Origin of the sequence: Stieleria tagensis (assembly GCF_024129865.1) — a bacterium.
GTDB classification, from domain to species: domain Bacteria; phylum Planctomycetota; class Planctomycetia; order Pirellulales; family Pirellulaceae; genus Stieleria; species Stieleria tagensis.
Genome location: NZ_JAMYFE010000041.1, coordinates 1 through 26,869, shown reverse-complemented (window position 1 = coordinate 26,869; position 26,869 = coordinate 1). Strand labels below are relative to the sequence as shown.

At 57.2% G+C, this 26,869-nt stretch carries 19 protein-coding genes; 11 read left to right on the top strand and 8 right to left on the bottom strand.

What is annotated here, in order from left to right:
- Window positions 1-94: 94 nt before the first annotated feature.
- Window positions 95-1,396, bottom strand: a complete 1,302-nt coding sequence (gene hemL, locus NHH03_RS09350; protein WP_315861439.1) for a glutamate-1-semialdehyde 2,1-aminomutase — start codon at window positions 1,394-1,396, stop codon at window positions 95-97.
- A gap of 340 nt (window positions 1,397-1,736) precedes the next feature.
- On the opposite strand from hemL, the gene NHH03_RS09345 reads away from it, so the two are divergent.
- The 3 genes from NHH03_RS09345 to NHH03_RS09335 are packed head-to-tail and all read left to right on the top strand — an operon-like array spanning window position 1,737 to window position 4,634.
- On the top strand, window positions 1,737-2,549 hold the full coding sequence (locus NHH03_RS09345) for a hypothetical protein (RefSeq protein ID WP_253155558.1): 813 nt from the start codon (window positions 1,737-1,739) through the stop codon (window positions 2,547-2,549).
- Window positions 2,550-2,565: 16 nt separating this feature from the next.
- Entirely contained in the window at window positions 2,566-3,549 is a 984-nt protein-coding gene (locus tag NHH03_RS09340; protein ID WP_253155626.1) for a zinc-dependent peptidase, read from the top strand.
- A 35-nt stretch (window positions 3,550-3,584) separates the two neighbouring features.
- A complete protein-coding gene (locus tag NHH03_RS09335) occupies window positions 3,585-4,634 on the top strand; it encodes a threonine aldolase family protein (RefSeq protein ID WP_253155556.1) in 1,050 nt (349 codons plus the stop codon).
- Window positions 4,635-4,847: 213 nt separating this feature from the next.
- Here the strand turns inward: NHH03_RS09335 and NHH03_RS09330 are convergent, their stop codons facing one another.
- From NHH03_RS09330 to NHH03_RS09315, 4 genes are all read right to left on the bottom strand, one after another.
- The gene (locus NHH03_RS09330; RefSeq protein ID WP_253155554.1) at window positions 4,848-6,677 is read right to left on the bottom strand and encodes a di-heme oxidoredictase family protein; all 1,830 of its coding nucleotides are present in this window, start codon (window positions 6,675-6,677) and stop codon (window positions 4,848-4,850) included.
- 51 nt (window positions 6,678-6,728) lie between these two features.
- Window positions 6,729-8,498 (bottom strand): DUF1598 domain-containing protein, encoded by a 1,770-nt coding sequence (locus NHH03_RS09325; RefSeq protein ID WP_253155552.1) that lies wholly within the window; start codon window positions 8,496-8,498, stop codon window positions 6,729-6,731.
- Window positions 8,499-8,730: 232 nt separating this feature from the next.
- Complete coding sequence (locus NHH03_RS09320) at window positions 8,731-9,576, bottom strand: arginyltransferase (protein ID WP_253155551.1); 846 nt, start codon at window positions 9,574-9,576, stop codon at window positions 8,731-8,733.
- A gap of 76 nt (window positions 9,577-9,652) precedes the next feature.
- Entirely contained in the window at window positions 9,653-11,047 is a 1,395-nt protein-coding gene (locus NHH03_RS09315) for a DUF1598 domain-containing protein (protein WP_253155549.1), read from the bottom strand.
- Window positions 11,048-11,745: 698 nt separating this feature from the next.
- Between NHH03_RS09315 and gnd the strand changes: the two genes are divergently transcribed.
- Together gnd and NHH03_RS09305 are read left to right on the top strand one after the other, a co-directional pair.
- Entirely contained in the window at window positions 11,746-13,224 is a 1,479-nt protein-coding gene (gnd, locus tag NHH03_RS09310) for a decarboxylating NADP(+)-dependent phosphogluconate dehydrogenase (protein WP_261364179.1), read from the top strand.
- A gap of 14 nt (window positions 13,225-13,238) precedes the next feature.
- Window positions 13,239-14,342 carry a hypothetical protein gene (locus tag NHH03_RS09305; RefSeq protein ID WP_253155547.1) on the top strand — a complete coding sequence of 368 codons (1,104 nt, stop codon included), beginning with the start codon at window positions 13,239-13,241 and terminating at the stop codon, window positions 14,340-14,342.
- 195 nt (window positions 14,343-14,537) lie between these two features.
- Here the strand turns inward: NHH03_RS09305 and NHH03_RS09300 are convergent, their stop codons facing one another.
- The gene (locus NHH03_RS09300) at window positions 14,538-14,885 is read right to left on the bottom strand and encodes a hypothetical protein (RefSeq protein ID WP_253155546.1); all 348 of its coding nucleotides are present in this window, start codon (window positions 14,883-14,885) and stop codon (window positions 14,538-14,540) included.
- A 676-nt stretch (window positions 14,886-15,561) separates the two neighbouring features.
- Here NHH03_RS09300 and NHH03_RS09295 point away from each other — a divergent pair.
- From NHH03_RS09295 to NHH03_RS09280, 3 genes are all read left to right on the top strand, one after another.
- A complete protein-coding gene (locus tag NHH03_RS09295) occupies window positions 15,562-16,122 on the top strand; it encodes a hypothetical protein (protein WP_253155544.1) in 561 nt (186 codons plus the stop codon).
- A gap of 218 nt (window positions 16,123-16,340) precedes the next feature.
- The gene (locus tag NHH03_RS09285) at window positions 16,341-17,357 is read left to right on the top strand and encodes a DUF1559 domain-containing protein (RefSeq protein WP_261364176.1); all 1,017 of its coding nucleotides are present in this window, start codon (window positions 16,341-16,343) and stop codon (window positions 17,355-17,357) included.
- Window positions 17,358-17,513: 156 nt separating this feature from the next.
- Window positions 17,514-18,830, top strand: a complete 1,317-nt coding sequence (locus tag NHH03_RS09280; protein ID WP_253155542.1) for an outer membrane protein assembly factor BamB family protein — start codon at window positions 17,514-17,516, stop codon at window positions 18,828-18,830.
- A gap of 164 nt (window positions 18,831-18,994) precedes the next feature.
- Here the strand turns inward: NHH03_RS09280 and NHH03_RS09275 are convergent, their stop codons facing one another.
- Together NHH03_RS09275 and dxr are read right to left on the bottom strand one after the other, a co-directional pair.
- Window positions 18,995-21,145, bottom strand: coding sequence for a M50 family metallopeptidase (locus NHH03_RS09275; protein ID WP_253155540.1), 2,151 nt, complete (start codon window positions 21,143-21,145; stop codon window positions 18,995-18,997).
- Between the two features lie 33 nt (window positions 21,146-21,178).
- Entirely contained in the window at window positions 21,179-22,456 is a 1,278-nt protein-coding gene (dxr, locus tag NHH03_RS09270) for a 1-deoxy-D-xylulose-5-phosphate reductoisomerase (protein WP_390895544.1), read from the bottom strand.
- Window positions 22,457-22,755: 299 nt separating this feature from the next.
- Here dxr and ftsH point away from each other — a divergent pair, with 299 nt between their 5' ends.
- Genes ftsH through NHH03_RS09255 form a run of 3 tightly spaced genes read left to right on the top strand, consistent with a single transcriptional unit; the run spans window position 22,756 to window position 26,677 of the window.
- Complete coding sequence (ftsH, locus tag NHH03_RS09265) at window positions 22,756-24,867, top strand: ATP-dependent zinc metalloprotease FtsH (protein ID WP_253155538.1); 2,112 nt, start codon at window positions 22,756-22,758, stop codon at window positions 24,865-24,867.
- Window positions 24,868-24,896: 29 nt separating this feature from the next.
- A complete protein-coding gene (locus NHH03_RS09260) occupies window positions 24,897-25,895 on the top strand; it encodes an SMP-30/gluconolactonase/LRE family protein (protein ID WP_253155536.1) in 999 nt (332 codons plus the stop codon).
- Window positions 25,874-26,677: a putative signal transducing protein gene (locus tag NHH03_RS09255; protein ID WP_253155534.1), complete on the top strand. Its 804-nt coding sequence runs from the start codon at window positions 25,874-25,876 to the stop codon at window positions 26,675-26,677. Before NHH03_RS09260 ends, NHH03_RS09255 begins: the two co-directional genes overlap by 22 nt.
- Window positions 26,678-26,869: the final 192 nt, after the last annotated feature.

Below are 26,869 nucleotides of genomic sequence, written 5' to 3'. Positions count from 1 at the left end.
GAAAGGGTCGGGGAAACCTGCCCGGCCTTACAGCCCGAGTCTCCTTTGGAAAGGAGCGTGAAATCCGTCAACCATACGTAGCGCCCGCTTTTGGTTAGAGTTTTGCCAGCACTTGATCGGCGGCATCGATGGTTTGATCAATCAGTGCTTGGGTGTGCAGGCTGCTAAAGAACAGGGTCTCGAATTGGCTGCATGGCATGTAGACGCCTTTTTCGATTAACCCCCAGAAGTAGCGACCGAATGCGGCGCGGTCACAGCGGTCTGCATCGGTCCAACAGGAAACCGGGTGATCACCAAAGAACAACGTCAGCATGCTGCCGATCTGTTGGATCCGGTGTGGCACACCGTGTTTGGTCGCGGCCGCTTCTAAGCCCGCCGCCAGACGCTGGCCCATCGCTTCGAGATGTTGATAGGGCGGGTTGTCGACTAACAGTTTCAGCGTGGCACTGCCGGCGGCCACCGCGACAGGATTTCCGCTCAACGTTCCGGCTTGGAAAATCTTCCCGGCCGGTAGCACATTGTCCATAATGTCCGCGCGACCTCCGTAGGCTCCCAGTGGCAGTCCGCCGCCGACAATCTTGCCTAAAGTCGTCATGTCCGGAATCACTCCAAAGCGTTCCTGTGCGCCGCCATAGGCCAATCGAAACCCGGTCATCACTTCATCAAAGATCAAGATCGAACCATCCGATTGGGTCTCGCTGCGCAGTGTGTTTAGAAACTCCATCGTCGGCGGTACACAGCCCATGTTACCGACGACCGGTTCTAAGATCACCGCTGCAATTTCGCCTGGATGCTTGGCGTATGCATTTTTGACACCGTCACAATCGTTGTACTGCAAGACGAGCGTGTCCTGACTAGCACCCGGAGTCACACCCGGCGAATCGGGAGCGCCAAGCGTGGCCGCTGCGCTGCCGGCGGCGACCAGCAAGCTATCGACATGGCCGTGGTAGTTGCCGGCAAACTTGATGATCTTGTGACGACCCGTTGTACCGCGAGCCACTCGAATCGCGCTCATCGTGGCTTCGGTTCCGCTGTTTACCAAGCGCACCTTTTCAATGCTCGGCACCGCATCGATGATCTGGTGCGCCAGACGCGACTCGGCTTTGGTCGGAGCACCAAAACTGGTGCCCTTGGCGATTGCTTTTTCGATCGCTTCGATGACCGCAGGCGGACGGTGCCCCAAGATCATCGGGCCCCACGATCCGATGTAGTCGATGTAGCGATTTCCATCGATGTCGTACAAATACGGGCCATCGGCACGATCGATGAACAAGGGCGTGCCACCGACAGCGCCAAAGGCTCGCGCGGGACTGTTCACGCCACCGGGCATCAATTGACGAGCTTCTTCAAAGGCCGCGACGCTTTTGGGACCCACCGGAAATTGAGATTCAGTCACAACGATCAACCTGGATTAAATGGAAATGAGTCGTCGATTGTCACAAATCACGCCCTGCGGGGAAAGCGGGAGTGCCCGGGCAAGCGATCGAGGCATCTGACTCGCTATAGACACGATGTCTTGATTTGCCATTGCCCTGCTGTTACGCTTTGCAATGAATGAATTTGCGTTTCTGTCGCAGGTAAAGCTCGGAATCTGGTTGGTCCATCACATTTCTGGGAGTCAGCTGAACATGTTCATGGGTCCATCACGCAACGTCGCTCTGCCCGGGCGGTCGCTCTCAATGACTGGCAGGTCGCTCGTCTGGTTCCCGCTGCGATTGACGCTAGGGATAGTGGCGATGTTGTTCGCCCCGCAGTTGGTGCGGGCTCAATCCAATGACGCATTGGATGCATCGGCGGCAAAGCGCGCCGCGGAAGCGTCTCGAGAATTGATCGCACAGGCGGACGCCTACCAATTGCAGTTGGATGGTCCCGATCAACGGATTTCGCTGACACGAACGGCGGAAAGTGTTTTGCGCTGGTCCAACACGGCCAGTGGCGAGATTTACGGCGAAGTGTTTTTGTGGACCCGCGACGGGATCCCCCAGGCGCTCGGGTCGTTCCACCAGTGGTACTCGCCACACCAGCATTCTTCCAACGAATTCCACAGTTTCAGCAAACATCCGCTGCGGGCCTTGCGCGATGGCAATCTGGTTTGGGCTCCAACCGTCAGCGGAGTTCGTTGGCAGTCCATTGGAGGCGCCGCTGGTGTAGGCAGTACGGCAACGCAACGGTTGGTGCAAATGCGTGCGTTCGCCCGTTCGATACAAATCAAAAAGACCGACCGCGAAGGCCGTTCGTCGATGCTGCGGGCGCTCTCTCAGCCGATTTATCGTGTACCCGTTGGCGAGTCGTCTGATTGGGCCGATGGCGCCGTATTCGCGTTTGTTCAGGGGACGGATCCCGAAGCGATGTTGTTGATCAGGGCATTGCCCAATGCCGGTTGGCAATTCGCGTTTGCCCGGCTGAACAGTGTGCAGCTGCAGGCCACCCGGGACAACCATTCAATTTGGACGGCGGAACAGTTGCAGTGGTCCTTGGCAAAAGATCCCTCGCAACCCTATGTTTTGGTTCCGGTCGATCGAGTGACGGTCGACAAAGAACTCAAATGAACCCAGCTTGCCACAGATGCTTGAAACCCCACAGTCGGATCGGACCAATCGAAAGACCGCTGTGTTGCTGAGCGGTGTGATTGCGGTGCCCAGCTTGTTGTTCGCACTGCATTCACCGCTGTGGTTGTTAGGGCTGCCACTGGCCGGTTTGTTCTACTGGTACTGGCGACGGCGCACTGTCAGACGATTAAAGGTGATTGCGGCTCCGTTGCCGGCTGAAATTGAATCGACGTTGCAGCAGCACGTCGTGTATTTTCGCGCCTTGAATGAAACTGACCAAGATCGATTTCGCAATCTGGTCAAAGTGTTCTTGGACGAAGTCCCGATCACGGGGATTCGTACCGATGTCGATGCGGGAACGCAGGCATTGGTCGCTGCCAGTGCGATGATCCCCATTTTTGGCTTCCACGATTGGGAGTATGCGGGGCTGGGCGAAGTCCTGATCTATCCGAATGCATTTGGCGAAGACTATCGCGTCGAAGATGGCGATGGCAGTCTTCAGCGGCGGACGTTGGGGATGGTTGGTGTCGGCCATCTGAGTGGTGTCATGATCCTGTCCAAGCCGGATCTGTGGTCGGGGTTCAACAATCCCGGCGACAAACACAATGTTGGAATCCATGAATTTGCGCACCTGGTCGACAAGGCGGATGGCAGTGTGGATGGATTGCCACCCGGCGTTCATTTGGAAACGTCGGGACCTTGGATTCAATGGGTCGGCGAGGAACTGAAACACAAGCCATCGGGGCGCAGCCATATCGACAGCTATGCTTACACGAACGAGGCGGAGTACTTTGCGGTGCTCTCCGAGTATTTCTTTGAAGCCCCGGATGTGTTGCAGGCCAAGGCGCCCAAGATCTACGACATGATGCAGACGATGTATCACCAAAACACACGTCGTTTTCTGTCCAACGTCAAGCGACCCAAAAAAGTCGGACGCAATTCGCCCTGCCCCTGTGGCAGCGGAAAAAAATACAAACACTGCTGCGGTCTAAAACCTTGATCGTCTCGATCTTTTGATTCAGGAAATTCAACGCGATGTTCTTTGCGAGTGACAATTGGGCCGGAGCCGCGACGGAAATCGCCGAGTCGTTGCAGCGACATTCGGCGGGGTTTTCACCAGCCTACGGCGCCAGCGATTTGGACAAACGGTTGGAACAGCGTTTCAACGAATTATTTGAGCGCGAGGTCGCCGTTTTCTTTGTCGGTACCGGCACCGCCGCCAATTCACTCGCGCTATCGGCCGTGAATCGTCCCGGCGGATTTGTGTTGTGCCATCGCGAAGCCCATTTGATCGAAGACGAATGTGGGGCGCCAGAGTTTTTTACGTCCGGCGCACGGTTGGCACCGATCGATGGAACATTGGGAAAGATTGATCCGGATGCCTTGTGGCGCGGGCTGGATCGGTTCGATCCCAATTTTGTGCACCATGGACAACCGATGGCGGTCAGTTTGACCCAGGCCACCGAAGTCGGCACGGTGTACAGCACCGACCAGATTGCCCAGATCGCCGCGCACGCGCACGCCTTCGGATTGCCGCTGCATATGGACGGGGCTCGGTTCGCCAACGCGCTGGTTCGGCTGGCTGTGACGCCGGCGGAAATGACTTGGAAAAGTGGCGTCGACGTGCTGTCGTTCGGCGGTACCAAGAACGGGTGCTGGTGCGCCGAAGCGTTGGTGTTTTTTGATCCGCAAAAAGCCAAGCAATTGCCGTTCATTCGAAAACGCGCGGCGCAGCTGTTTTCGAAAACACGTTTCATCGCCGCCCAGTTCCACGCCTATTTGGACGATGACCTGTGGCTGCGTTTGGCAACACACGCCAATTCCATGGCCGACAGACTCGCCGATGGAATCAAAGCGTCTGCCGATGTGTCGTTGGCCTGGCAGTGCCAATCCAACGAGCTGTTTGTGACGATGCCCAAAACGCTGGCCGCGGAACTGACTGAAAAAGGCGTTCGATTTTACCCCTGGCCGGTGCCGTCGGAGTTTTCATCGCAATTGACCGCGGGCCGCGGGCTGTACCGATTCGTCACCTCGTTTGCGACCGAGCCCCAGGACGTGGAACAGTTCCTGCAGCTGGTCGTTTAAAGATCGCCAATCGTCCCCGACCGAATCTGAACCGGCCACGGTTCAGATTCCTCGTATTGGTGACCGTCTGAACCCTGGCGGGCCCAGCTACGAAACGCTTTCCATTCTTTCCCCGTAGCTGGACCGGCCACGGTTCAGATTCCTCCCGGTGACCGTCTGAACCCTGGCTGGCCCAGCTACGAAAAGATTTGTTCCATCACCTCAGAGCGGTGTTTAGATTCCGGTTTGTTGTTGGGGAACGTTGGGCGGCGCAACCAAGGTGTGCATGAATTCCAGCACCGCGTTGCGATCTTCCAGCGACAGGTTCAAGAAGCGATCTCGGGTCTGTTCGGATTCACCGCCATGCATGGTGACCGCTTCGAGCAACGTTTCGGCGCGACCGTCATGCATGTAAGGTGCCGAATCATTCACGCCCCACAGTGGTGGCGTCTTCCACTCCTGAGTGAAGTAGGTGGGTTCCAGGTGGGCGCGTTTATACAAGAACTGTGTCAAACGATGATTGTGAACGGATTGTGATGTCTTGTCGAAACTGTAGGTGTCATTGCCGGACAGGGTTTTTTCACGACGACCGACTTGATTAACGACTGTCTCGTGAACCACATCGTCGCGTTCTTCCCAAGTTTTGGAAATTTGGTCCCGGTCAATGATCCGCATGGTCGTCGGTGGCACCGGAGAAGCTTGGAAGTGATAGGAGTGCGGTTGCCAGAAGACGCTGGGATAAGGGACCGGCACTGATTGATTCGCGTTGTTCGGGTTCTGCGAGGTTTCATACTGCTTCGACACCATCGTGGATTCGCTGCCTGCTTCCATGACATAACTGCCGCCGTAGTAATGCGATCCCATCACGGTCTCGTCGCCCATCACGGTTTGCGTCGTCGTTTCCGTCGTTTTCTCTTTCACAAACTTCGAAACCGGAGTGATTCGGACGATGTAGGGGTCGGCTGGGTTTAGATCGTATGACTCGGGACCCATGTCATGCAGCAACAAGTCGCTGTAGATCCCATTGGCCGGACCCAAATTGGGGCGATGGCAGACCGCACAGCCGATGCTGGCGAAGATCTGTTCGCCGCGCATTGCTTGGCGGCGTTTTTCCGAATCTTCGGGCATACGTCGAACGGGCGCTGGCAAGGCAGCGACAAAGGCCGCCATGGCTCGAATCTGAGTATCTGAGATGTCGACGGAGGGGTTTCGATAGGCAGGTACCGTTGGATCGACCGGTTGATTGATGCGATTGGTTTCCAGCCCGACTTCCGCGGCACAGGCTTTGTCACAGAAGTCCAGCAGCGTTGGAATGTTGCCCCGCCATCCGAATCGTCCCATTCGACCATCGGCGATTGTCGAGATACGTCCGCTGATTTCGGGGTGCGACTTTTGCTCGCGTTCGATCGCCCGTAACTGTTTGGACGTAACTTGATCGATCAAACCAGCCCCAAACAAAGGCGTGGTGTTGCGTTGGAACAGTTTGGCGCGAAGCGAAGTCTGGTAGACACCAAAATTTGCAGAATACAGGATCGGTGTGGCATTGGCATGTCGGACTTCGGCGGCACTGACCGACCCTCCGTTTCCACTGAACACGGCAGGAATCTTTTCCAACAGGCGATTGCGTGATTCAGCAAACAGCGTCGTCCCGCCGTGATGGGCCAGCGGCAACGAATTGATCACGCCGGCTTTGGGATCGATGAAACCAGGATGGAATCCCGCAACCGCTTGGCGGACGACATCCACCGACATCGGCCCGCCGCTGACTTCCATCGATTCAATGCTGATCGTCTTGGCGTTGAATTCGGCTTCGCCCGCACCCCCGATGCCGCCTTGGTGATGGCATGCCACACAGGAATTGGCGTTGAACAGCGGGCCTAGACCGTCGTTGCCGTGCAATGCAGGGCTTTGCGGAGACCAACTCTTTTCAAATAGTTGGCGTCCGATGGCAATTGCTTCGGGCGAGACCGCCATGGCCGTCGCCGAAGCGACCAGCGAGCTAGATAACACAAGTGTGAATACGGTCTTGTGTTTTAGATTGCGGGGGCCGGGATTGGAACGCATCGTTAAATCTCGCAGGAGAAAAGGTAGCCAGACGCATCGTGATGGAAGACGCTAGCGAATGTCCCACCACCATTGATTGATCGGCGTGGGGGCCTGATTGGCAATTGATCGCTGATCCGTCAGCGATGCATAGGTTTTTAGTTTGGATGGCACCGTCGTCGACGGTGTCACGGAAACGCCGCCGCTGGCCAGCAACACATGGTGTCGCTGCTTGCCCGAGCGGACGGTGTGTAGAGTGGCAATCGACTGCACTTGTTTCGGAACGGCGATCGGCCAGTCGCGTGATTCATCTTCGCTGGCCAGACCCATCGCCAATTGGTGGTGGGTTTCAACGTCACCGAAACGCTGGACCAATTCGGCCACTGCGGCAACGCGATACAGCGATTCCAGCGATCCATAGATCGGGTAGTGGTCTCGAATGCGATTCCAGTTCTGGTTGAATTGATCCACAAAGAACTGGCTGCGAGGATCAACCGCCAGGCGTCCCCGGCCACCGTCGGAGAGTGCCCGCTGGTTCTCGCCGCTCAAGCGAATTGCATCGCCATCGATTTCAAAGACTTGTTGATCATTATCACTGCGGACGGACTGTGGATTGGCGGTGAACCACAATCGCAGCAGCATGCCATCGGGCGGTCCCTGGGCGATAAAATGATCGACCGCGTCCAAGTAGTTGGCGACTCCTTCGGGCATCGGTTCTTCGCCCAAAGCCAGTTGTTTCATGTGCCGGTCGGCTTCGACCATCAGCAGGGCGGCGGCGGTGTCGCCGGCTGCGCCAAACACTTCGACGCGCTGCATCCCCAGCGCGTCGCGCAATTTTTCGGCGGATTGGCCGATGGGAATTTCATTGGCACGGATTTGAGTGGCGACTTGCATTGCCGTCTGCATGCCTTGGGGTGTCGGATCGATGGTGCAACCGAACGCAGTGCCGGCAAAGCTTGCCTTCAGGCATCGCGCCAGGAAATCGCTACGCAAGGTTGAACGGCCTGACTGGCGATCGATAAACCAGCCACGGTCGTTGTCGATTCCGCCGACCGGTGCGGCGATCACGATGTCGTTGTCGGTGAAGACCAGGTATTGAATTTTGGAAAGTCCCGCCAGATTCAGCAGGCGATCGCCGAGTGGTTGCCCGGTCATCCGCCGCGTCGTGATCTCGTCGCGCAATCGGCGTAGGGAGATGCATCGCAAGGCCGAGGGAGCCCGCCAGTCACCAGTCGACGCTGCGGACGGATCCGCCAATAGCGAGCGGATGTCGGCTAGCGATTGATTGGCGTTTACATCGTTTGCCTTTCGCGCGGGTGAGAGTTGGACGGTTCCTGCGACATCGACGTAGACACCCTGTGGGTAGGGCGCCATCGTGCTGTTACCCCCCAAGGCTTCCCAGGTGTCGGGAACAACGGTGGTTTCGATCAAGTTCATCAGCGAGTCGAAATCGGCAAAGGCGCCGCCGCCCTTTGCCGCCCCGCGTGTTTGATCGATCACCGACTGGCGGCCACTGGGCGAATCGATTTCTCGCAGTGTGGTTGCCGCTCCCAGCTGATCGCCGGAAAGCGATTGCGAGGTCGCGACCTGGGCCAAGATCTGTTGGCGGTCGCTGGTGACCAACGATCGTGCGGCAAACGATTTCGCGACTGCAAATTCGCCAGCCGCCAGAGCTGTGCTGGTGGCTTGCATCGCGGTGGCTTGATCTGCCGCGGAGATCTGGGGAAGCTGGTTCTGCCCCTGGCTGGTTTGCAGCGTCATCACGCAGAACGTCCAGAATGCGGCGCACACCAGGCTGCGTCGAATGCGACTGCGTAAACGAATCGAGTGGAAGAGATTCATCAGGGATTCCGACGTCTGAAAAAGGTCAGTGGGTTTGTCATATGAAAATTTCGTGCCAACAAAGCCCTGGGTGTCGGATCGCCGCCTCCGGTGTGAGGCCGGTACGACACTCAAAAGACACCCGTTGGCCGTCAAATCGGTTGGCAGAAGAAAAGAAAAATTTTGCGGCGCTGTCGGTGGGCTGTGACGACCCGCATCCTTCAGCGTAGCAAAATGCTGCAGCATCGGTGTATCAATCTGCGGCAGCTGGGACGATCAAGCCACTCGGATCGGAGTGCGTTTGCCAAATGCCGTTGACCAGCCGCTGCTGGGGGCAAAAACGCTGCTTGTAATTCAAGTGCGGGTTGGCTGCCACGTAGAGACCTAAATAGACGTGATTCCGCCCGGTCTGTTGGGCTTGCTGGATTTGTTTCAAAACGGCGAGTGTGCCGATGCTGTAGCGGCCGAATTGGGGAGCAAAATGCGTGTAGACCGCGTTGATCGAAGTCTGTCCCAGATCTGCTACCGCGATTCCGATCAATTGTCCTTGCAAGTGAAACGATAGTTCTGCGGTTTCCACACTGGTGGTGACTAGGAATTCGCGATAGTCATCCAGATTGGCGGGGCCGCTGCGGCTGAGGGCTCGTTCGTTGCGGTGGGCGTTGAACAATTCCAGCCGCTGTGGATCGACGGTCGGGCGGCCCCAAGTGAGTTGCAACTCTCGATCGCTGCGGTTCAGGATACGTTTCAGCGATCGCGTCCATTGGAACTGTTGGACATCGACACGCGTCGGCACACATTCCTGGCAGGAGGGGCAACGCGTGCGATAAAACATCGCGCCACTGCGTCGGTAACCCAGCGCCAATAACCGGTCCAAGTCAGTCGGCTGAAGTGTTCGTCGTGGATACTCCAGCGGCATCCGCGCGACATTGCCATCCAAATACGGACATTCTTGATAACCGTCATAGACCACCACCAACTCAGGGAATCGATTTTCGGTTGTCTGTCCTGGTGATGACGGTCCACCAGCGACGGGCCGGTGCCCAGCCGATTGATCGCGGCGGTGGAGATTCGACGAAGACGTTGGTTCTTGATCCATAAAAAAACACTGGCCGCCGGAGCAATGGTTCCGACGGCCAGTGTAGCGATGTTTGTGTGCTGGGGCGAAAAAGAAATCAGTCCCACCACCATTGGCCGTCTTCCAGATTCGCCGGGCCGGCGGACTGTTTGACCTGGTTGTTTTGACCGTCGCGGTCAACGACCAAGGTCTTGGGCGACAATGCCTTGCGGGGTTGCATCTGCACGCCACCACCAAGCGGAGTCATCAGGGTGTTGCCACGCCAGACCGCATTGACAGCCGTTTCGACTTGTTCGGGAGCGGTGTAGGTTTGGATTTGGTAAGCCGCTTCGTTGCCCAGTACTGGCATCGTCCAGTCGGCTTGGCCATAAAAATCTTGTTCCTGGATGTATGCGGCGGCGATCGACACGTCCATCAGTTGACGCAGTTCGGCATAGATCCGGACTTGTTCGGCAATCTGTGGGAATTTGTCGGTAAAGTCTTTGCAGAACGCTTGGCTGGCTTTGTTGACACGGCCAGTGACCGTTCGCTTACCACCGGCAACTCGCTCGTTTGCGCCAACCAATTCGACACCACGCTCGTTGATCTTCATCGCCAATCCGTCTTCACTGACCGAGATGCCGTCATAGCGAGGCTGGAAATACCAGCGTTCCATGGCGTTGGCTGCGACCGACGCCGGATTGGCTCGATCGACATAACTTTGGAATCGCATCGGCAAACGTTCCAGACCAATGCCGATCAGCTTCATCCGATAGTCGGCTTCGACCAACACACGGGCAAAGTGGGTGTCGGTCGGGATGCCTCGAATGGAAACGGTTTGTAAACCCAAATTGTTCTTCAAGCCGCTGGCCAATCGCGCTGCGTCGTTCGGTTGAACCCGACCCCGGACGCTGGCCAAAAATTGCTGCATCCGCTGCAATCCCTCTTCGGTCGGATCGATCGAAACGCTGATCACGCCGGTGGCGGGTTGTTCCGGAGCGTAGGCGCGAAGTGCCGTCGCCAAGTCTTCGAGCAAGACGGTGGGACGACCACTTTCAATGCCAACGAACCGTTCGGTTGGATCGTTGACGAATCCTTCGGCTGGCCCGGCGACCACGATGTCGTGTGTTTCCGGGTAATAGAACACGTAATGGATAGCCGTCAGTCCGGCCAAGGCCTTCAGGTCGTCGCTAAGCGTTCCGCCGGCGGCGAGTTGTTCTTTGGCAACGGCTTCCAATCGTTGCAGCGAAACCTTTCGCAGTTTGCTGGCGGACATCAGTTGGTTGTCACGCTGCTGTCGAGCGGCCATCAATCGCTCTTTCGCCACGCGAGGATCGAATTGGCGTACTTTCAGGACGCCTGTCGCGTCGACATCGATACCGGCAATCGGCTGAGCAAAGTTAATTGTGTCGCCGCCACCACCACCATTTTGAGCCAGCACGGTAGCAGGACTGAACAGGCAACAGGCTGAAACAGCAACGGCAGCCAAAACGAAACGGAAAAGACGTGTCATCGGTGAAACCAATTTCAAAATGCGGCCAAAATGGAGGGGCGCAGGGGGAAAGTCACTGCATGTGACATTAATCAGTCAGCTGCAATTCGGCAAGAAACTCCTGGGTTTCGACACGAATTGCACAAATTCCATACGGTGGATCGGCCCCGGCAGCTCGGTCGGTCACGTTGGCCGTGAATTTTCCGGACTCTTCGAGGGGGAACGCCCTTTGGGGGGGCACACCGCAAACGTTAAACCTTGCAAACACTGTACCGGTCACCCAATCATTGCATGTTTTTAGGGATGACGTGGAGTTGTGGGTGCACTTTGCCTTGAATCCCCGCAAATACGAGTGACAGAGGTGAGCGGGGAGAGATTGAAGCCAGCGTTTTTGCGTGGGGCATTGGTTTTCGGTAACCCGACGCGTCAGCGAGGGATCCCGTTCACACCCTAAATCCCCACACCCTAAATCCCTCGCTCACGCGTCGGGTGACCATAAAAACGCCACTTCAAAGCGCGTGATCCGGGGGGGGCGGTTTGATGTAACTCGTTGACACGCTTGCGTTTCGTGCCTGGGGAACCGTCGGGATCGCCCGCCCAGCTCGGCATCCTTTCTCAAGACGCTGCGTTGGCGTCGCCGCCCTGCCCTTTCGGATTTTTGGGGACCTCGTAGAATCTGGGGCAAAGTCCAAACAACCACCCCCTTATGAGTTTGAATGATGAGCGGCGATTGCGATTTCGGTCTAATTGGTCTAGCGGTGATGGGCGAGAATCTAGCCCTGAACGTCGAAAGTCGTGGCTACAAGGTCGCTGTGTACAACCGCACGACCAGCAAGGTGGACGATTTGATCAATGGCCGCGCTGCGGGCAAGAATTTCGTTGGCACCCATTCGATCGAAGAATTCGTCAAAGCCGTCAAGCGACCTCGCAAATTGATGTTGTTGGTCAAAGCCGGCCCGGCTGTCGATGCGATCATTGATTCGTTGATTCCGCTGTGCGAACCCGGCGACATCATCATTGATGGTGGGAACACGTATTACTTGGACACCGAACGTCGCACCAAAAAGGTCGAAGAAGCCGGTCTGTTGTACGTCGGTGCTGGTGTGTCCGGTGGCGAAGAGGGCGCGCTTAAAGGCCCCAGTTTGATGCCCGGCGGATCCAAAGAAGCATGGCCGGAAATCAAGGACATGTTCCAAGCGATCGCGGCGAAAGTCGGCCCCAACGACGACATCCCCTGTTGTGAATGGGTCGGACCGCGCGGTGCAGGTCACTACGTCAAAATGGTCCACAACGGGATCGAATACGGTGACATGCAGTTGATCTGCGAAGCCTATCAATTGCTCAAGGAGCTCGGTGGGCTTTCCAACGACGAACTTTACGATGTGTTTGATTCCTGGAACGACGGCGATCTGCAAAGCTACCTGATTGAAATCTCGCGCGACATTTTCAGCGTCAAAGACGATCAGGGTGGCGACGGTTACTTGGTCGACAAAGTCTTGGACGTCGCTGGCGCCAAAGGCACCGGGAAATGGATGAGCCAATTGGCACTGGATCTGGGGGTTCCGAGCACCCTGGTGACCACCGCCGTGTTTGCCCGCGGATTGTCAGCTCAAAAAGAAGCACGTGTGCGTGCCAGCGAAAAACTCGAGGGCCCCAGTGATTCGCAGAACAGCGAAATGTGTGCTGTCGTCAACAAATTGATTGGTGATAAAGCCGCCTTCGTCGAAGCCGTCCGTCAAGCTTTGTACGCTTCGAAAATCGTTAGCTATGCCCAGGGATTTGTGCAATTGCAAGAAGCGTCCGCCGAGCACGATTGGGACCTGGATTACGGCCAGTCGGCATTGCTGTGGCGCGGCGGTTGCATCATCCGAGCCAAATTCTTGGATCGCATCAAGGAAGCCTTTGATGCCGAACCAAACTTGGAAAACCTGTTGCTCAATTCGTTCTTTGACGATGCGATCCAAAACGCTCAAGAAGCTTGGCGTGCCGTCGTCGCCACCGCCAGCGTGCGGGGGATTCCCGTGCCGGCGTTTAGCGCCGCACTGGGCTACTACGATGGTTACCGGTTGGCTCGCTTGCCGGCGAACCTGCTGCAAGCACAACGCGACTATTTCGGCGCCCACACGTACAAACGCGTCGATATGGATGGCACCTTCCACAGTGAATGGTTGCAGTTGCGTAAGGCTCCCAAGGCCTAGTCGGCGTGTCGCGGATGTCGGCATCGACAATGACCTGTCCGTTTTGCCCCTTGGGCTGTGACGATGTCACGCTCAATGGGTCGCAGAGAGGTGTCGATGTCGCCTGTGAAATCGCAGTGCGGCAATTCCACGCCGCACTCAACCCGCCGCTGCCGCGTCTGGGTGATCAGACGCTGGATGCGCTGGATTGGGAGCGCATCGAAACTCAGTTGCAACTTTCTGATCGGCCGGTGGTCGAGTGTGGCGCCGCGACGATCGAGGAAGCCAAACGATTGGAATCGCTCGCCAGTGCGGGCCTGATTCGAATTCACTTGTCCGGCAATCCCGCCGACGTTGCCGTCGCGCAAACCGCAGGACGCGATGGCTTTCTGGCGACGACCCTGGGCGATCTGTTCTTTCATGCCGATTTGGTCTGGGTCATTGGCGACGTCAGCGCATCGTTGCCCCGATTAACGCAGCGAATCACCGCCGCGGCGGTGCCAATGGTTTCGACCGCCCAACTCTCGTTGGCTGCATTGACCGCGCTACACGGGTTTACCGGTGGTCAGTCTGATGCGAATCCAGCCGAATCGGAATCTAACGAGCGGGATTCACTGGTCAGACTGTTTCAGCGTCTCCGTAGCAGTTGCTACTGTGCGATCGTGATCGGTGACCTGCCGTTTCAGGAAGGCACGGAAGTGATCGCCAGCGAGATGCTGCAGCGATTGTTGCATCGTTGGAATGAAACGTCAGCGACGACGGATCAAGTAGGATCGTCAACGAGCAACCGGTTCCGCTGGTTGCAAATGGATGCTCAGCAAAGCCTGCGCAGTGTGCTACGGTGGCGTCACAACCAGTTGTGCTCGTTGCAGTGGGCTGCGCCCGAGTCGGTTGAGATTCGTCTGGGGGATTCCACAGTCGGCTGTGCAGCGGTGCAGGTCCAGATCGGTGGCCCAGATCCGGGACCGGAGGGCGCGATGTGTTACTTGCCAGCCGGAATCCCCGGTGTGCATCAGGCGGCGACCAAAATTCGCGGCGACGGATCGGTCACGTTACCGCTGTTGGGGCAACACGAAACCAAATGGCCGCCGCGGATCGACGTCTTGCAACGATTGGTCGCCGGCCAATCGTCCCGGTAGCGAATCCACAATCGACGCTGGACTCTAGACGGTCGGAGTGCTTTTGCGTGGGGCATTGGTTTTTGGTAACCCGACGCGTGAGCGAGGGATCCCGTTAACACGCTAAATCCCTCGCTGACGCGTCGGGTTGGGATGAAAGGCGCAGTTCTCCCCGAGGAGAGTTTGGTGACAGTGAATCGGACTGACAGCGGCTGTTTAGGACGACGCCATCTGCGATTCCAACTCCAGCGCCAACGCTGCTTCTTCGGCGATTTGCGCAGCGGTACGGCGACGTCGTTTCCGCGGTTTGGCGTTCATCCATTCTTTGGTCAGCGCTTCAAACACTTCGGGCGTTTCATAGCGGACGACGTTTTTGCCTTCGGGCATCGGCCCGATCAATCCGCGAAAAACGGGCATCCCTCGCAGCGCCAAATCAGTGCTGCAATCATCGATTCCGATTTGATGGTGCGAGTGCATCAACGGATCGACCGAGGGGTAGTCGGAAATCAATAACGAACCATCGCTGCCGCGAGTGACCACGCGGAAGGTGTCTTTTTTGGCCATGGTGCCTCCAGGAGGGGGGAGAGTGGCGCTAGATCGGAATGGGAACGCTTCGATTGCCAGGAATTGAGCGCAGCGGTGGAGAGGATGCGCGATCACGCTGGCGCCCTCGAAAGAGTGTTGCGTCAGCCCGGCCGAGATTTGGGAGGTCGGCTTTTTAGACTGGCGAACGTAGTTGGCAGGGATCACGGGCGAGCAGCGACGTCTACCCAACCGCTGAGTGTCTGTGATCACATCGGATCAGCAGGTTATCAGGCGATCTTGGGGTCAGGACGGTAGACGTCGATGCTCCGTTGCACCGTGATCTCAACCGACGTAGGGAGGGAGGCCGTCAGTTGATCATCAATCCGAGGGTTAATCGAACAAGTGTGATATCGTCGCCCGCTGCGGCAGCGTGCACGAAACCAACCCATTTGCAAGCACCATTTGCAAGCCAAGGCGGCGCACCGCGAAGGACAGTTTCAACAGTCACATGGGCATCGACCGTTGCGTTCGGGCAACGTGGTACAGACCGAACAACTGGATATTGAACTAAGAAATTGCCGTTGCGACAGTTCGCCCCTATACGATCCCCATCGACGAAAATAGTCTAGGCAGCGTGAGGAGCGAATCTGTGCTTTGATTCGTCATTTTCGACATCCCCCCCGTGCTCGGACTTTCATTCAACAGCCATCGCAACATGCGAATCTGGCGTCAGTGCATCAGCGGCGGATTGCTGCTGTTGATGTTGCTGGCCTTTGTCGGCGTGCCGCTGCGCTCGCCGCAGGTCGCCAAGCAAGGTCGTTTCCCCTGCGAGCATTGTCCTTGTGGATGCGCTTCGGCGGAGACCTGCTGGGATCGCTGCTGTTGTCATACGGATGCCGAGAAAATTCGCTGGGCCCAGCGCAACGACGTTGTGCCACCTGACTTCTTGGTGGCTCGGTGGCAGGCCTCGTCCACCCCAACCGATTCGTCAACATCATCCTGTTGTGCCCGATGCAACACTCAGGCCGATCGTGACGAATTGCCAGCGGCCGCAGCCAAGGCAGAGTCGGGGTCTGGCGGACCGCGATTGCTGTTGCTGCAACGTGTCGCCAAGTGCCGAGGTCTAGAAATCGTCTGGACGTTGCTGTCGAACTCGATCGTTGACACGGTCGATCACACCCTGGCGAATCCCCAGCCGCCACTGTTTGGCATTTTGTCCTTCTTGAACGAGTCGGCCAACAGCCGCAGTCAGGACATTGATCCGCCAGTGCCCTAGAGAGCCAGTGCCTTCGCGACACGCTCGGCGCCCCATTTCTCAGGGGACGCGCGCGGTTTTGCAATTGAGTTTCCAGCGTTCGCTGTTCGCACGGCTGATCGATTCTGCCTGCCGTTTCACCACGCGTCAGCGTGTGGTTGATGCTGCCTGTACAGGAGCTTCGACCGAACAAACGGTTTTCATTCATTCATTCAACATCTTCACCTTCATTAAATCATATGTCCCCCTATTTACATTCCCGACTGCGCAGGCAAGTCGGATTCACGCTCGTCGAGCTACTGGTTGTGATCGCAATCATCGGCATCCTGGTTGGGTTATTGCTTCCCGCGGTGCAAGCGGCACGCGAAGCGGCCAGGCGTATGTCCTGCAGCAACAACATGAAACAGATCGGACTGGCGCTTCACATGCATCACGGGACGCTGCGGCGATTCCCTTCGCAGCGAGAACAGACGACGGCCCCGGTGCCCAGCGCCGAACAATCGTTTTATCGCTGGGGACCGCTCGCGCTACTGACGCCCTACCTGGAACAGTCGGCGATCTATGACGCGATCGATCTGAAAAAGCCGCTGTATCTTTTCTCAATGGGGCCACCGCCGGCGGTGATCACACACCCTGACTTGGGCGACGAAGTGGCGATGTCGGTGCCCACGTTTCTGTGTCCCAGTGATGTGCACGAGCGAGTGAGTCCGGAGTGGGGCGCAACCAACTATCACGCCAACAACGGCACGGCCCAAGACGGCGGAGTGTACGTGGATTGTGATGGGCTGTTCTACATTGATTCACGCAAGGGTTTTCGCGACATCTTGGACGGCAGTTCCAATACGGCCGCATTTTGCGAAACACTGGTCGGATCGGGATTGGCCGACAGCACTCGTGGTGTGGCGAATTTGGGCTCCGAGCGAGTGACCGCGTCGGTGTGGAATGCCGCAGCGCCCACCATCGAAGATTCTTGGTGCCTGGATGACTCCAGCCCCGTCATTTTTAGCCGCGGCGAAAAATGGGCCGATGGCTCTGTCAACGACTCGGGCTATCACCACCTTCGCAGCCCCAATGCGCTCGAGAACGATTGTTACTCGCGCTATGCATCTACCAAGAGTGGCCGTAGCCGACACGTCGGTGGAGTCACCGTCTTGATCGCAGACGGATCCGTGCGTTTTGTTACGGATTCGATCGATGGACAAACGTGGCGCTGGATTGGCTCGATCGCTGATCGCCAAGTGGTGCCAGAGTTTTGACAATTCACCCGCTATGCGTCGACCCTGACGCTGCACGTTCCCGCTGGCGGACCGCTGGCGACGGAGTGATCACGGATTCCGCAGGGGGCAATGGACTTTGAACGGCCTGCTGCCATCGAACAAACAACAACTGAAATCGACGAACGAGAAAACACTATGAATTGGTTGATCGCGTTATTGATCCTCACGACCCCCACGGACGTAGACCGTTGGCCTGCCTTTTTAGGCGCGGGTGCAATTCAGTCCAGCGATTCAAAACTGCCTTTGACTTGGTCTCCCAGCGAAAACGTGGCCTGGCAAGCAACGCTGCCGGGACATGGACAATCGAGCCCCGTTGTCTGGGGCGACCGTGTTTATGTCACCAGCGTTGAGGGGCCGGAGAAAGACACATACCACACGGTCTGTCTGGATCTCGCCAGTGGAAGCGAGCACTGGCGCAAAAGTTTGAACAACACGGTGCCCGTCACCAACAGCTACTATGTCAGTCGGGCGGCTCCCACACCGGTGGTGGATGGCGAACGCGTCATCGCTTTTTTTGAAAGCGGTGATTGCGTGGCGTATTCACATGACGGCGAGGAACTGTGGCGACGCGCGCTTGCAGAGGACGAAGGTCCGTTTGATGCTGAGTTCGGATTGGCGGCTTCCCCTTGTCAATCCGATTCGACCCTCTTCATATTGCTGGAGCATGACGCCCCAGACGCTTTGGTCGCCATCGACAAGGCATCGGGAGCAACAATCTGGAAAGCTGATCGCAAGGCCCAGCGCAGTTGGAGTTCCCCAGCGATGGTCGAAATCAACGGCGCGGTACAACTGGTGATCAGTTCGGCGGGCAGTATTGACGGATATGATCCCGCCACGGGCCAGCAATTGTGGACCTATACCGATATCGGCGGAAATACAGGCACCACCCCGATCGACTGCGGAGACGGCCGTTTCCTGGTGGGCGCTTCGCCTGGCCGCAACGGAGAGAATGCGGGATCCGCCGCGGATTCAAATGCGTTGATCAAAGTCTCGCAGGAGGGTGACCAATGGAACGTCGAAAAGAAATGGATCGCCGAAGGCGCTGTCCCCAGTTGGGCATCTCCGATCATGTTCAAGGGGTTTGCCTACTGGATCAACCGTGCCGGTGTGGTCTATTGTTTTGACGCCACAACTGGACAAGAGGTCTATGCGAAACGAATCGACCAACCGAGTTGGGCGACGCCGATCGCGAGTGGAGATCGAATCTATTTCTTTGGTCAGCAAGGCAGGGTCACTGTGCTGGCCGCTGGACCCGAATTCAAAGTCTTGGCCGAAAACGAATCATGGAACGATGACAGTTTGCCGGCTGAACCGATGTTGGCCGAAGAAAAATCGGAAGAACGCCGACGCGCTGCAGCGATGTTCAGCAAACCCACTCTGTACGGCGTTGCACTTGGCGGTGACGCCCTGCTGTTGCGAGTCGGTAACTGCTTGATCTGCATCCGCGATTAAGTTGCGAAAAGCGGTGCAACGGCCCCCGGCTGAGCCGGTTCACCACTCATTCGTCCGTTTGTTTTGGCAACAACAAAACGAACAACGAGGTGGTGTGCCGGCACGCGCTGATCCGGATCGGACAAACCCTGTAAACCAGGGCAAGCATATCCCCAGGTGACGAATTAGATATTGATCAGGTCGTTGAAGAACACGAACACCATCAACGCCAACAGCATGATGCCGCCGGCCAACGTCAATCGCATCTCCAGTTCTTCGTTGACCCGTCGCCCCATGATCGCTTCGCAGATCAGGAACACCATGTGCCCTCCGTCGAGCACCGGAATCGGCAGGAAGTTGAGCACCGCCAGGTTCATGCTCAGCATGGTCAAGAACAACAGTTGCGCCGAAACACCACGCTCGGCTTCGTAACCGGCGAATTGGAAGATCCGAATCGGACCGCCCACCATCTTGGCGGAAACCTTGCCGCGAACCAACATCTTTAGAAAACGCAGTACTTCGCCCAGTTTATTCTTTCCCTCGCGGACACCTAACGCGACGGCTTCGCCAAGCGACGTGGCGACACGGACCGACGTGATCGGTGCCAATATCATTCCTCGATCAAATCGCAGGTGGTCCGGATCGTCCTGGATTTGCAGTGTCGTTTCAATGATCTTGCCAGAATCCGCCCGTTCGGACAGAACTTTAAACCGCGTGCCGACCGGCAGGGTTTGCAACGATTCCATCAATCCCCACGAGGTCTTGGTTTCACCGAATTTCCATGGTTCGGCGAACCCATCGATCACGCGGCTGAGCGGTTCCTGTTTGAATTCGTCGGGAAATTCATTGTCGGTCAACAGGGTGACGGTTTGCAGCACATCGGTCGGTCGAATCGGATCGCCGTCGACCAAGCAAGCCGAATCAAACGAGGCGACGCGTGGCAGGATCTTGAACGCGAAACCATAGTCATTGAATGCCGCGATCCGTCGTTCGCTGTCCAACGGATCGGTCGTTTGCAGTGAATCATCCGGTGTGATTGTCAGCGTCTCGGACTGGCCGTCCCGATCGACTGTGATTTCCAACGCACCACCCTGGGAAAGTCGTTTCAACAGCGACGCGACGCTTAAATCATCCAATCCCGCTACGGACTCAATCACATCACCAACTTTCATACCGGCAGCTTCCGCCGGTCCGCCTTGAATCAACGCGGTGCAGCGGCCGACCGAGAATCGCATCCCTAGCCAACGAGATTTTTGGGGCGGCAAACTGACGGTGTGTTCGGTCTTGTCACTGCGACGCAGCACCAATTCGATCGGTTTGTCCGGATGGCGGTACATGTAATCCAGCAGCGCCAGACTGGGCACGCTGGATGACAGATCGATCGGCTGGCCATCGTAGGAAACGATTTCGGCATTTTTGTCCGCATCGTCAAAGACTTCTGCGGCCGCGCTTTTGGGGACCGCGACCTCCGATTTATTGAGCCGCGCGTCGTAGGCGGCGCCGATGCCGATCAGTCGCAGATTTTTTTGACCCGGCGCGGTCATCATCGGCAGTTTGTAGTTCGACTGTTTGTCGCCGTATTTCAGCGAGACCGACAACCGTTGGTCGCTATCCTCCAGTCCCGAGTGCAGGACTTCGGATTGCATGTCGCGAAATCGCATTTTGGCATCGGTCAGCCCAGCGATCTCCACCACCTGACCACCCGGCGCCACGTCGGCTTGCCAGGCGGGTCCACCGGGGACCACGCCGCCGACGAGTGTCGGTTGATAGGTCACGCCGTGGAAGAATGCGATCGCGGCAAACAAGATGCCTGTGACCACATTCATGAACACACCGGCGCTCATAATGATCATTCGCTGCCAGACCGGTTTGGCGGTCAAACTGCGGGGATCCAGTTCGGCGGTTTCGTCGGTGATTGCCGCTGGTTCTTCGTCAACATCTGTGTCGTCGTCGCGATCCTCCGGGGCCCCGGCCGCCAGACGCGCGCGCTGCGCTTCCTCTTTCATCTGTCGGGGGTCGTCGTCCTGCCCCAGCATTTTGACGTAGCCACCGAGCGGGATGATGCCGATTCCGTATTCGGTTTCGCCATACTTGAATTTGCCCAGTGCGCTGGGCAACTTGATCGGACCGATCTTCAGCGGTGGGTCAAAACCGACGTAAAACTTTTCACATTTCACGCCGAATGTCTTGGCGGCGACGAAGTGTCCGAGTTCATGGACGAAAATCACCAAACCGATTCCGAGCGCGACTCGCGTCCAGAGCAAGAATTTGCCTCCCAGTGCCATCAACCCGTCGGGTTCGGTTTCGGCAAGCAGAAGGAAAAAGTCGCTAAGCATAAGGGTATCGATTGGGAAGGAGGAAATCACGAGTCAGCGCAACAGAGCCGCACACCGCTGGGCTTCTTGGCGGGACCATTGGTCCAGTTCCAGCAGTCGCGAGAGCGTCGGCTGGTCATCAAATGTGTGGCTTTCGAGTGTTTTTTGGCACACTCTCACTATGTCAGTAAACCGAATTTGTTCGTCCAGGAATAGACCGACCGCGACTTCGTTGGCCGCGTTGACGACTGCGCCTGCGGTTCCACCGCTACGAGCGACCTGGAATCCCAGCTGCAATGCCGGGAAACGCTCCAAATCCGCTGGTTCCAACGTCAGGTCCCAACGCTGGGTTCGATCAAAGGCGGGGGCCTGACAGGGCAATCGCCTCGGGTGGGTTAACGCATACTGGATGGGTAGCCGCATGTCCGGGGGACTCATTTGGGCCAATACCGATCCGTCCTCGAATTCCACCATCGAATGAATGATCGATTGAGGATGCACGACGACTTCGATTTGGTCGGCGGAAACGTCGAACAGCCACCGGGCCTCGATGATCTCCAAGGCTTTGTTCATCATGGTGGCTGAATCAATCGTGATCTTGCGGCCCATTTGCCAAGTCGGGTGCTCCAACGCCGATTCCGGCCGGGCGTTTTCCATTTCGTCCCGACTGGCCGTTCGAAAGGGGCCGCCGCTGGCCGTCAAAATCAGCCGCCTGACAGGACTTTTTGACTCCGCGATGCACTGCCAAATCGCCGAATGCTCGCTGTCGACCGGCAACAATTTCGCACCCGATTGCGTCATCCGCTGGCGAACTAACCCGCCGGCGACCACCAATGTTTCTTTGTTTGCCAACGCGACGCGTTTGCCGGATTCGACCGCCGCGAGGGTGCTTTCCAGTCCGGCACGTCCCACGATCGCTGCGACCACGACATCAACCGATTCGTGACGCGCCGCATCGACGAGCGCCTCGGGACCAAATTTCAACGATTCCGGCTGGTATCCATGTCGGCCAAATCGCTGGGCAGCGTGCGCGGGCGACAAGCAAGTCGGATCGGAAAAAATCAGTCGCTCGGGGGCTTCGCCATCACCCATCGCTGCGCAGGTGATCTGTTCCAGCAAATCCAAATTGGAGTGTCCCGACGCCGCCCAAAGTTTCCAGCGGTGGTTCGGATCGATGCGATTGAGATGTCCGATCACTTCCGCTGTCGCGGTACCGATGCTGCCGGTTGCCCCCAATACCGCCACGTTCTGGTGTGGCAGCGAGCCGCGTTGCGGGTCGGGCGAGGCCGAAGTCGCAGATTTCACAGTGTTTTCGGTAGTGATTTTTGTCACGCTGACAGTTCCAACTGCGTCAAAGTTCGATCCTCAGGTGTACGACGGAGTTCCGAGTCCGCCGAAGTCCTGCCGAGGGACGGACTTGGAAGTCCTTTGGACACAGGCCAACCGTCAATTTAGGCTGTGACAAAGCACTAGGTGAGTCCCAATGATCGCCTATCATGGACGATCGCCCTCGTTGTTACGACCCGACCTTGTGATTGGCCCACTGCCAAGCGGGTTGTCTGAGTGACAAATGGTTCGAACAATGGGAGGGTCCTAGCCGAAATGACGAAAACTTTACGAATCGAACACTGATGAGCGACAAAAAAAAGACCCACCGCGACTCCCGCGATCGCGATCCCAAAGGTGGGGATCCCAAACACCATGAAACTCGCAGCGGTGGAGTGTGGTTCGTCATCATCGGCGTGATCTTGGCAGTGATGATGAGCGCGCTGTTGTTCGGCAACGGCAGTCGCGCGCTCCGCTATCCGGATTTGGTCCAATTGCTATCCGAACACGCCAAGCAGCAGGAAGTCCTGGAGGCTGGCGGCGATCCGCCGGTCCCCACGGTGGTGGTTGCATCGCCGAAAGATCCCAAACTGAAATTGGAATTTTCCAATCTGCAACTCGTGCAGTTGGGGGACGAAGAAATCACCGGCACGGTGATGTACCGATCGCTGGGAATTGACGGCCAAAGCGTCGACGACCAAGACAACAAACCGGAAAAGGTGCGGTTTCAAACCGTTCGCATCCCCAACGAAACGCAAGACGCTCGATTCGACAAGATTTTGCGTGAATCCGGCGTGGTCTGGGACAACGCCCGACCCAATCGATGGCTATCTGACAATTGGTTCAACCTGGTGATGTTGGCCGCCATCATCGCGATCGGGGTGGTGATGTTGCGTCGCATCGGCGGCGTCGGATCACCGATGTCGTTTTCACGCAGTCGTGGAAAACTGCACGGCCAGGAAGATCTCTCGCTGACGTTTGAAGATGCCGCCGGAATCGATGAAGCGGTGGAAGAGGTTCGTGAAGTCGTCGACTTTCTAAAGAATAGCGAGAAATACCAGGCCCTCGGCGGGCGTATCCCCAAAGGCGTGTTGTTGGTCGGGCCTCCCGGAACCGGGAAAACGCTGCTGGCACGTGCGATCGCAGGCGAAGCCGGTGCGCCCTTCTTCAGTCTCTCTGGCAGCGACTTTGTGGAAATGTTTGTCGGTGTCGGGGCCGCACGGGTCCGCGACATGTTCCAACAAGCCACTGCCCGCGCGCCCAGCATCATCTTTATCGACGAACTCGACGCCTTGGGCAAAAGCCGCTCGGGGAGTGTCGTTGGCGGGCACGATGAACGCGAACAGACACTCAACGCGCTGTTGGTTGAAATGGATGGGTTTGATTCCAACAATGGCGTGATCGTGGTCGCCGCCACCAACCGCCCCGAAACACTCGACGCCGCACTGCTGCGCCCCGGGCGTTTCGACCGTCAGGTCTTGGTCGATCGTCCCGACGTCGCCGGGCGTGAAGCGATTTTGAAGGTCCATGTACGCAGCGTGAAATTGGCCGAAGAAGTCGATCTGCGGCACATCGCATCGATCACCAGCGGGTTTGTCGGCGCCGATTTGGCGAACCTGGTCAACGAAGCCGCCTTGCTGGCGGCGCGGGCGGATAAATCCGAAGTCAACACGTCTGAATTTGACGAAGCCGTGGATCGTGTGACGGCCGGGTTGGAAAAGAAAAATCGTGTGATGAACGCCGACGAAAAAATCCGTGTTGCCTATCACGAAGCGGCCCACGCATTGGTTGCCGCAGCGCTGCCGAACACCGATCCGGTGCACAAGGTCAGCATCATTCCGCGGGGATTCGCCGCACTCGGCTACACCATGCAGCGACCGGAATCTGAACGCTACCTGATGACCAAATTCGAATTGGAGAGTCGAATGAAGGTTCTGTTGGCCGGCACGCTGGCCGAAGAAATGGTGCTGCAGGACATCAGCACGGGGGCTCAGAACGATCTTGAGCGATGCACCGAAATCGCTCGTAGCATGGTGATGGACTATGGAATGAGTCGATTGGGGCGGATCAATTTCCGCCGCAGCACCGGATCGCCTTTCTTGGCCGATGGAAGTGGCAACGGGCACAGTTTTGCCTATGGCGAAGACACCGCGAAACTGATCGACAAAGAAGTCGCGCGGATCGTCGAAGACGCTTTGGCGCAAACCCGTGAAGTGCTGACGCAGCGGCGTGAAGTGCTGGAGGCGATCACGCAGCGGTTGCTGGAGGTTGAAGCGATCGACAATAGCGAACTGTTGCGGATTATCGACGAGAATTCCACCGGCCCATGGCTGGTCCCGGGCACAGTCACCGAAAAACCTCGCGCCCAGATTCGCAAACCGGAAAATGATTTGGATACACTAAAGGAAGCGGAATGACGCCCTTCCTTTGTTCTTGATCTAAATCAATGCGAAAAATCTCCAGCCTGCTTCTCACCTCTCTGCTGCTGACAAGTCTTGCGACCACGGCGGTCGCTCAAACCCCTGCGACGATCGGTCATATCGAAGTCTTGGCGCCCAAGATGGAGGAGTTCGTCAGTGCGGAGACCAAGATCGAGGTCTTGGCCGGTGGGTTCACCTGGACCGAAGGCCCGGTCTGGGTTGCCGAAGATGGTGGCGGACACCTGCTGTTTTCCGATATCCCGCGCAACAGTATTTTTCGTTGGTCCAGTGCTCGTGGCGTGGAGTTATTCATGCAGCCCAGCGGGTACACGGGCGTCACCTACTATGGCTTGGAACCAGGCAGCAATGGATTAACGCTGGACCCCCAAGGGCGATTGTCGATGTGCGAACATGGCGACCGCCGTGTTTCCGTGCTGACCCGCGGCGGAGGCAAACAGACGCTCGTCGATCAGTACCAAGGCAAACGGCTGAACAGCCCCAACGATTTGGTGTTCGACAAGGCCGGCAACCTGTACTTCACCGACCCGCCCTACGGCTTGCCTGAACGCGCCGACGATCCTCGACGTGAGCTGGATTATTGCGGTGTCTACCGACTCTCCGTTGACGGCAAATTGACGCTGTTGACCAAAGAGATGACGCGGCCCAATGGGATCGGGTTATCACCCGACGAGAAAACACTGTATGTGGCTCAAAGTGATCCCGATCGACCAATCTGGATGGCGTTTCCGATCAACGATGATGCGACGCTCGGAGAAGGGAAAGAACTGCACAACGCGGCCGAAGCGATGAAGCAGTATCCGGGGTTGCCCGATGGTTTGGCGGTCGCCGCCGATGGCACACTGTTCGCCAGTGGTCCCGGCGGCATCTACGTGATGAATCCCGATGGCAAACTACTCGGTCGAATTCTAACCGCTGGCCGTGTCAGCAACTGCACGTTCGATAGCGACCAAAAGCACCTGTATATCACGGCTGATAACTTTCTTTGTCGCGTCACATTGAAATAGACGCGCGTGGTGCTCGTTTTTCCCGTTTGGACTATCGATTGGTCACCGCTGCGATGCAAACGCTACGAATCGTCGGCAATTCTGCCGAGGCCGAAATACTGCGATCTCGATTGGATGCCGCCGGCATTTTGGCCGTCGTCAATGGCGCCGAAGTCGCCACCATGCTCAGCCACATTGGCTCGGCGGTGGTGAGGGTGCGGGTCGAAGTGGCACCGGAAGACTATGACCGTGCCAATCAGTTGTTGGCGGACGACGAACAAGATCGCGCTCAGCGAACGGCGTGGAACTGCAACCGTTGTGGTGAACGCAACGAGCCGTTGTTTGACTTTTGTTGGAGTTGCAACAAGCAGCGAGAGGATTCCGATCCGGCGGCATCGGTGTTCGAATCCGAAGATTCGGACGCAGAAACATTCGGGCAGATGTCGGTCAACGAACCCGAGGTGATCAAGCCGCCGGACAACAATCCCTACGCACCGGTCATCCTGGGCCGCGAACGGCCGCCGCAGCCCGTGGCGGGTCCCGGTGTGGAATCCGATCCTGTGGTGGTCGACACGGTGATGCGAGTCTTTCGCGGCGCCGTGGTGGGAACCGTGATCATCCCGCCTCTGATCAGTCTGTATGCGCTCGGCACACTGCTGACCACAGTGCCAATGTCGGCCTATCGAGACCCACCACTCCGCTGGCGGTTGATCGCGTCTTGGTTGCTGTGTCTGCTGGGGATTGGATTCGGAGTGATCGTCTGGAGCGGATTCGTCGCCATGATCCGATCAATCATTTTTTGACACGAAAAAACGGGAACCTGATCGTCGCGACCAAACTCCGGCACTATTACCCGTAGCTGGGCCCGCCAGGGCCGTTGATTACCTACAAATGGCAACCCGACGCGTCAGTTTTGAAGCCAGCGCTTTTGGAATTCACTCGCCCGCTTGGAGGTCGTGGAGCTTCGCGTGCCACTCATTGGGAGAGTCGCATGC

What these genes read in the sequence shown, in the direction of transcription:
- NHH03_RS09335 (WP_253155556.1), top strand. Translation starts at nt 3,585, where the DNA reads ATGTTCTTTGCGAGTGACAATTGGGCCGGAGCCGCGACGGAAATCGCC.
- NHH03_RS09295 (WP_253155544.1), top strand. Translation starts at nt 15,562, where the DNA reads ATGCGAATCTGGCGTCAGTGCATCAGCGGCGGATTGCTGCTGTTGATG.
- NHH03_RS09275 (WP_253155540.1), bottom strand. Translation starts at nt 21,145, where the DNA reads ATGCTTAGCGACTTTTTCCTTCTGCTTGCCGAAACCGAACCCGACGGG.
- NHH03_RS09325 (WP_253155552.1), bottom strand. Translation starts at nt 8,498, where the DNA reads ATGAATCTCTTCCACTCGATTCGTTTACGCAGTCGCATTCGACGCAGC.
- NHH03_RS09260 (WP_253155536.1), top strand. Translation starts at nt 24,897, where the DNA reads ATGCGAAAAATCTCCAGCCTGCTTCTCACCTCTCTGCTGCTGACAAGT.
- NHH03_RS09320 (WP_253155551.1), bottom strand. Translation starts at nt 9,576, where the DNA reads ATGGATCAAGAACCAACGTCTTCGTCGAATCTCCACCGCCGCGATCAA.
- NHH03_RS09300 (WP_253155546.1), bottom strand. Translation starts at nt 14,885, where the DNA reads ATGGCCAAAAAAGACACCTTCCGCGTGGTCACTCGCGGCAGCGATGGT.
- gnd (WP_261364179.1), top strand. Translation starts at nt 11,746, where the DNA reads ATGAGCGGCGATTGCGATTTCGGTCTAATTGGTCTAGCGGTGATGGGC.
- ftsH (WP_253155538.1), top strand. Translation starts at nt 22,756, where the DNA reads ATGAGCGACAAAAAAAAGACCCACCGCGACTCCCGCGATCGCGATCCC.
- NHH03_RS09345 (WP_253155558.1), top strand. Translation starts at nt 1,737, where the DNA reads ATGTTGTTCGCCCCGCAGTTGGTGCGGGCTCAATCCAATGACGCATTG.
- NHH03_RS09340 (WP_253155626.1), top strand. Translation starts at nt 2,566, where the DNA reads ATGCTTGAAACCCCACAGTCGGATCGGACCAATCGAAAGACCGCTGTG.
- NHH03_RS09330 (WP_253155554.1), bottom strand. Translation starts at nt 6,677, where the DNA reads ATGCGTTCCAATCCCGGCCCCCGCAATCTAAAACACAAGACCGTATTC.
- NHH03_RS09305 (WP_253155547.1), top strand. Translation starts at nt 13,239, where the DNA reads ATGTCGGCATCGACAATGACCTGTCCGTTTTGCCCCTTGGGCTGTGAC.
- NHH03_RS09285 (WP_261364176.1), top strand. Translation starts at nt 16,341, where the DNA reads ATGTCCCCCTATTTACATTCCCGACTGCGCAGGCAAGTCGGATTCACG.
- NHH03_RS09280 (WP_253155542.1), top strand. Translation starts at nt 17,514, where the DNA reads ATGAATTGGTTGATCGCGTTATTGATCCTCACGACCCCCACGGACGTA.
- NHH03_RS09315 (WP_253155549.1), bottom strand. Translation starts at nt 11,047, where the DNA reads ATGACACGTCTTTTCCGTTTCGTTTTGGCTGCCGTTGCTGTTTCAGCC.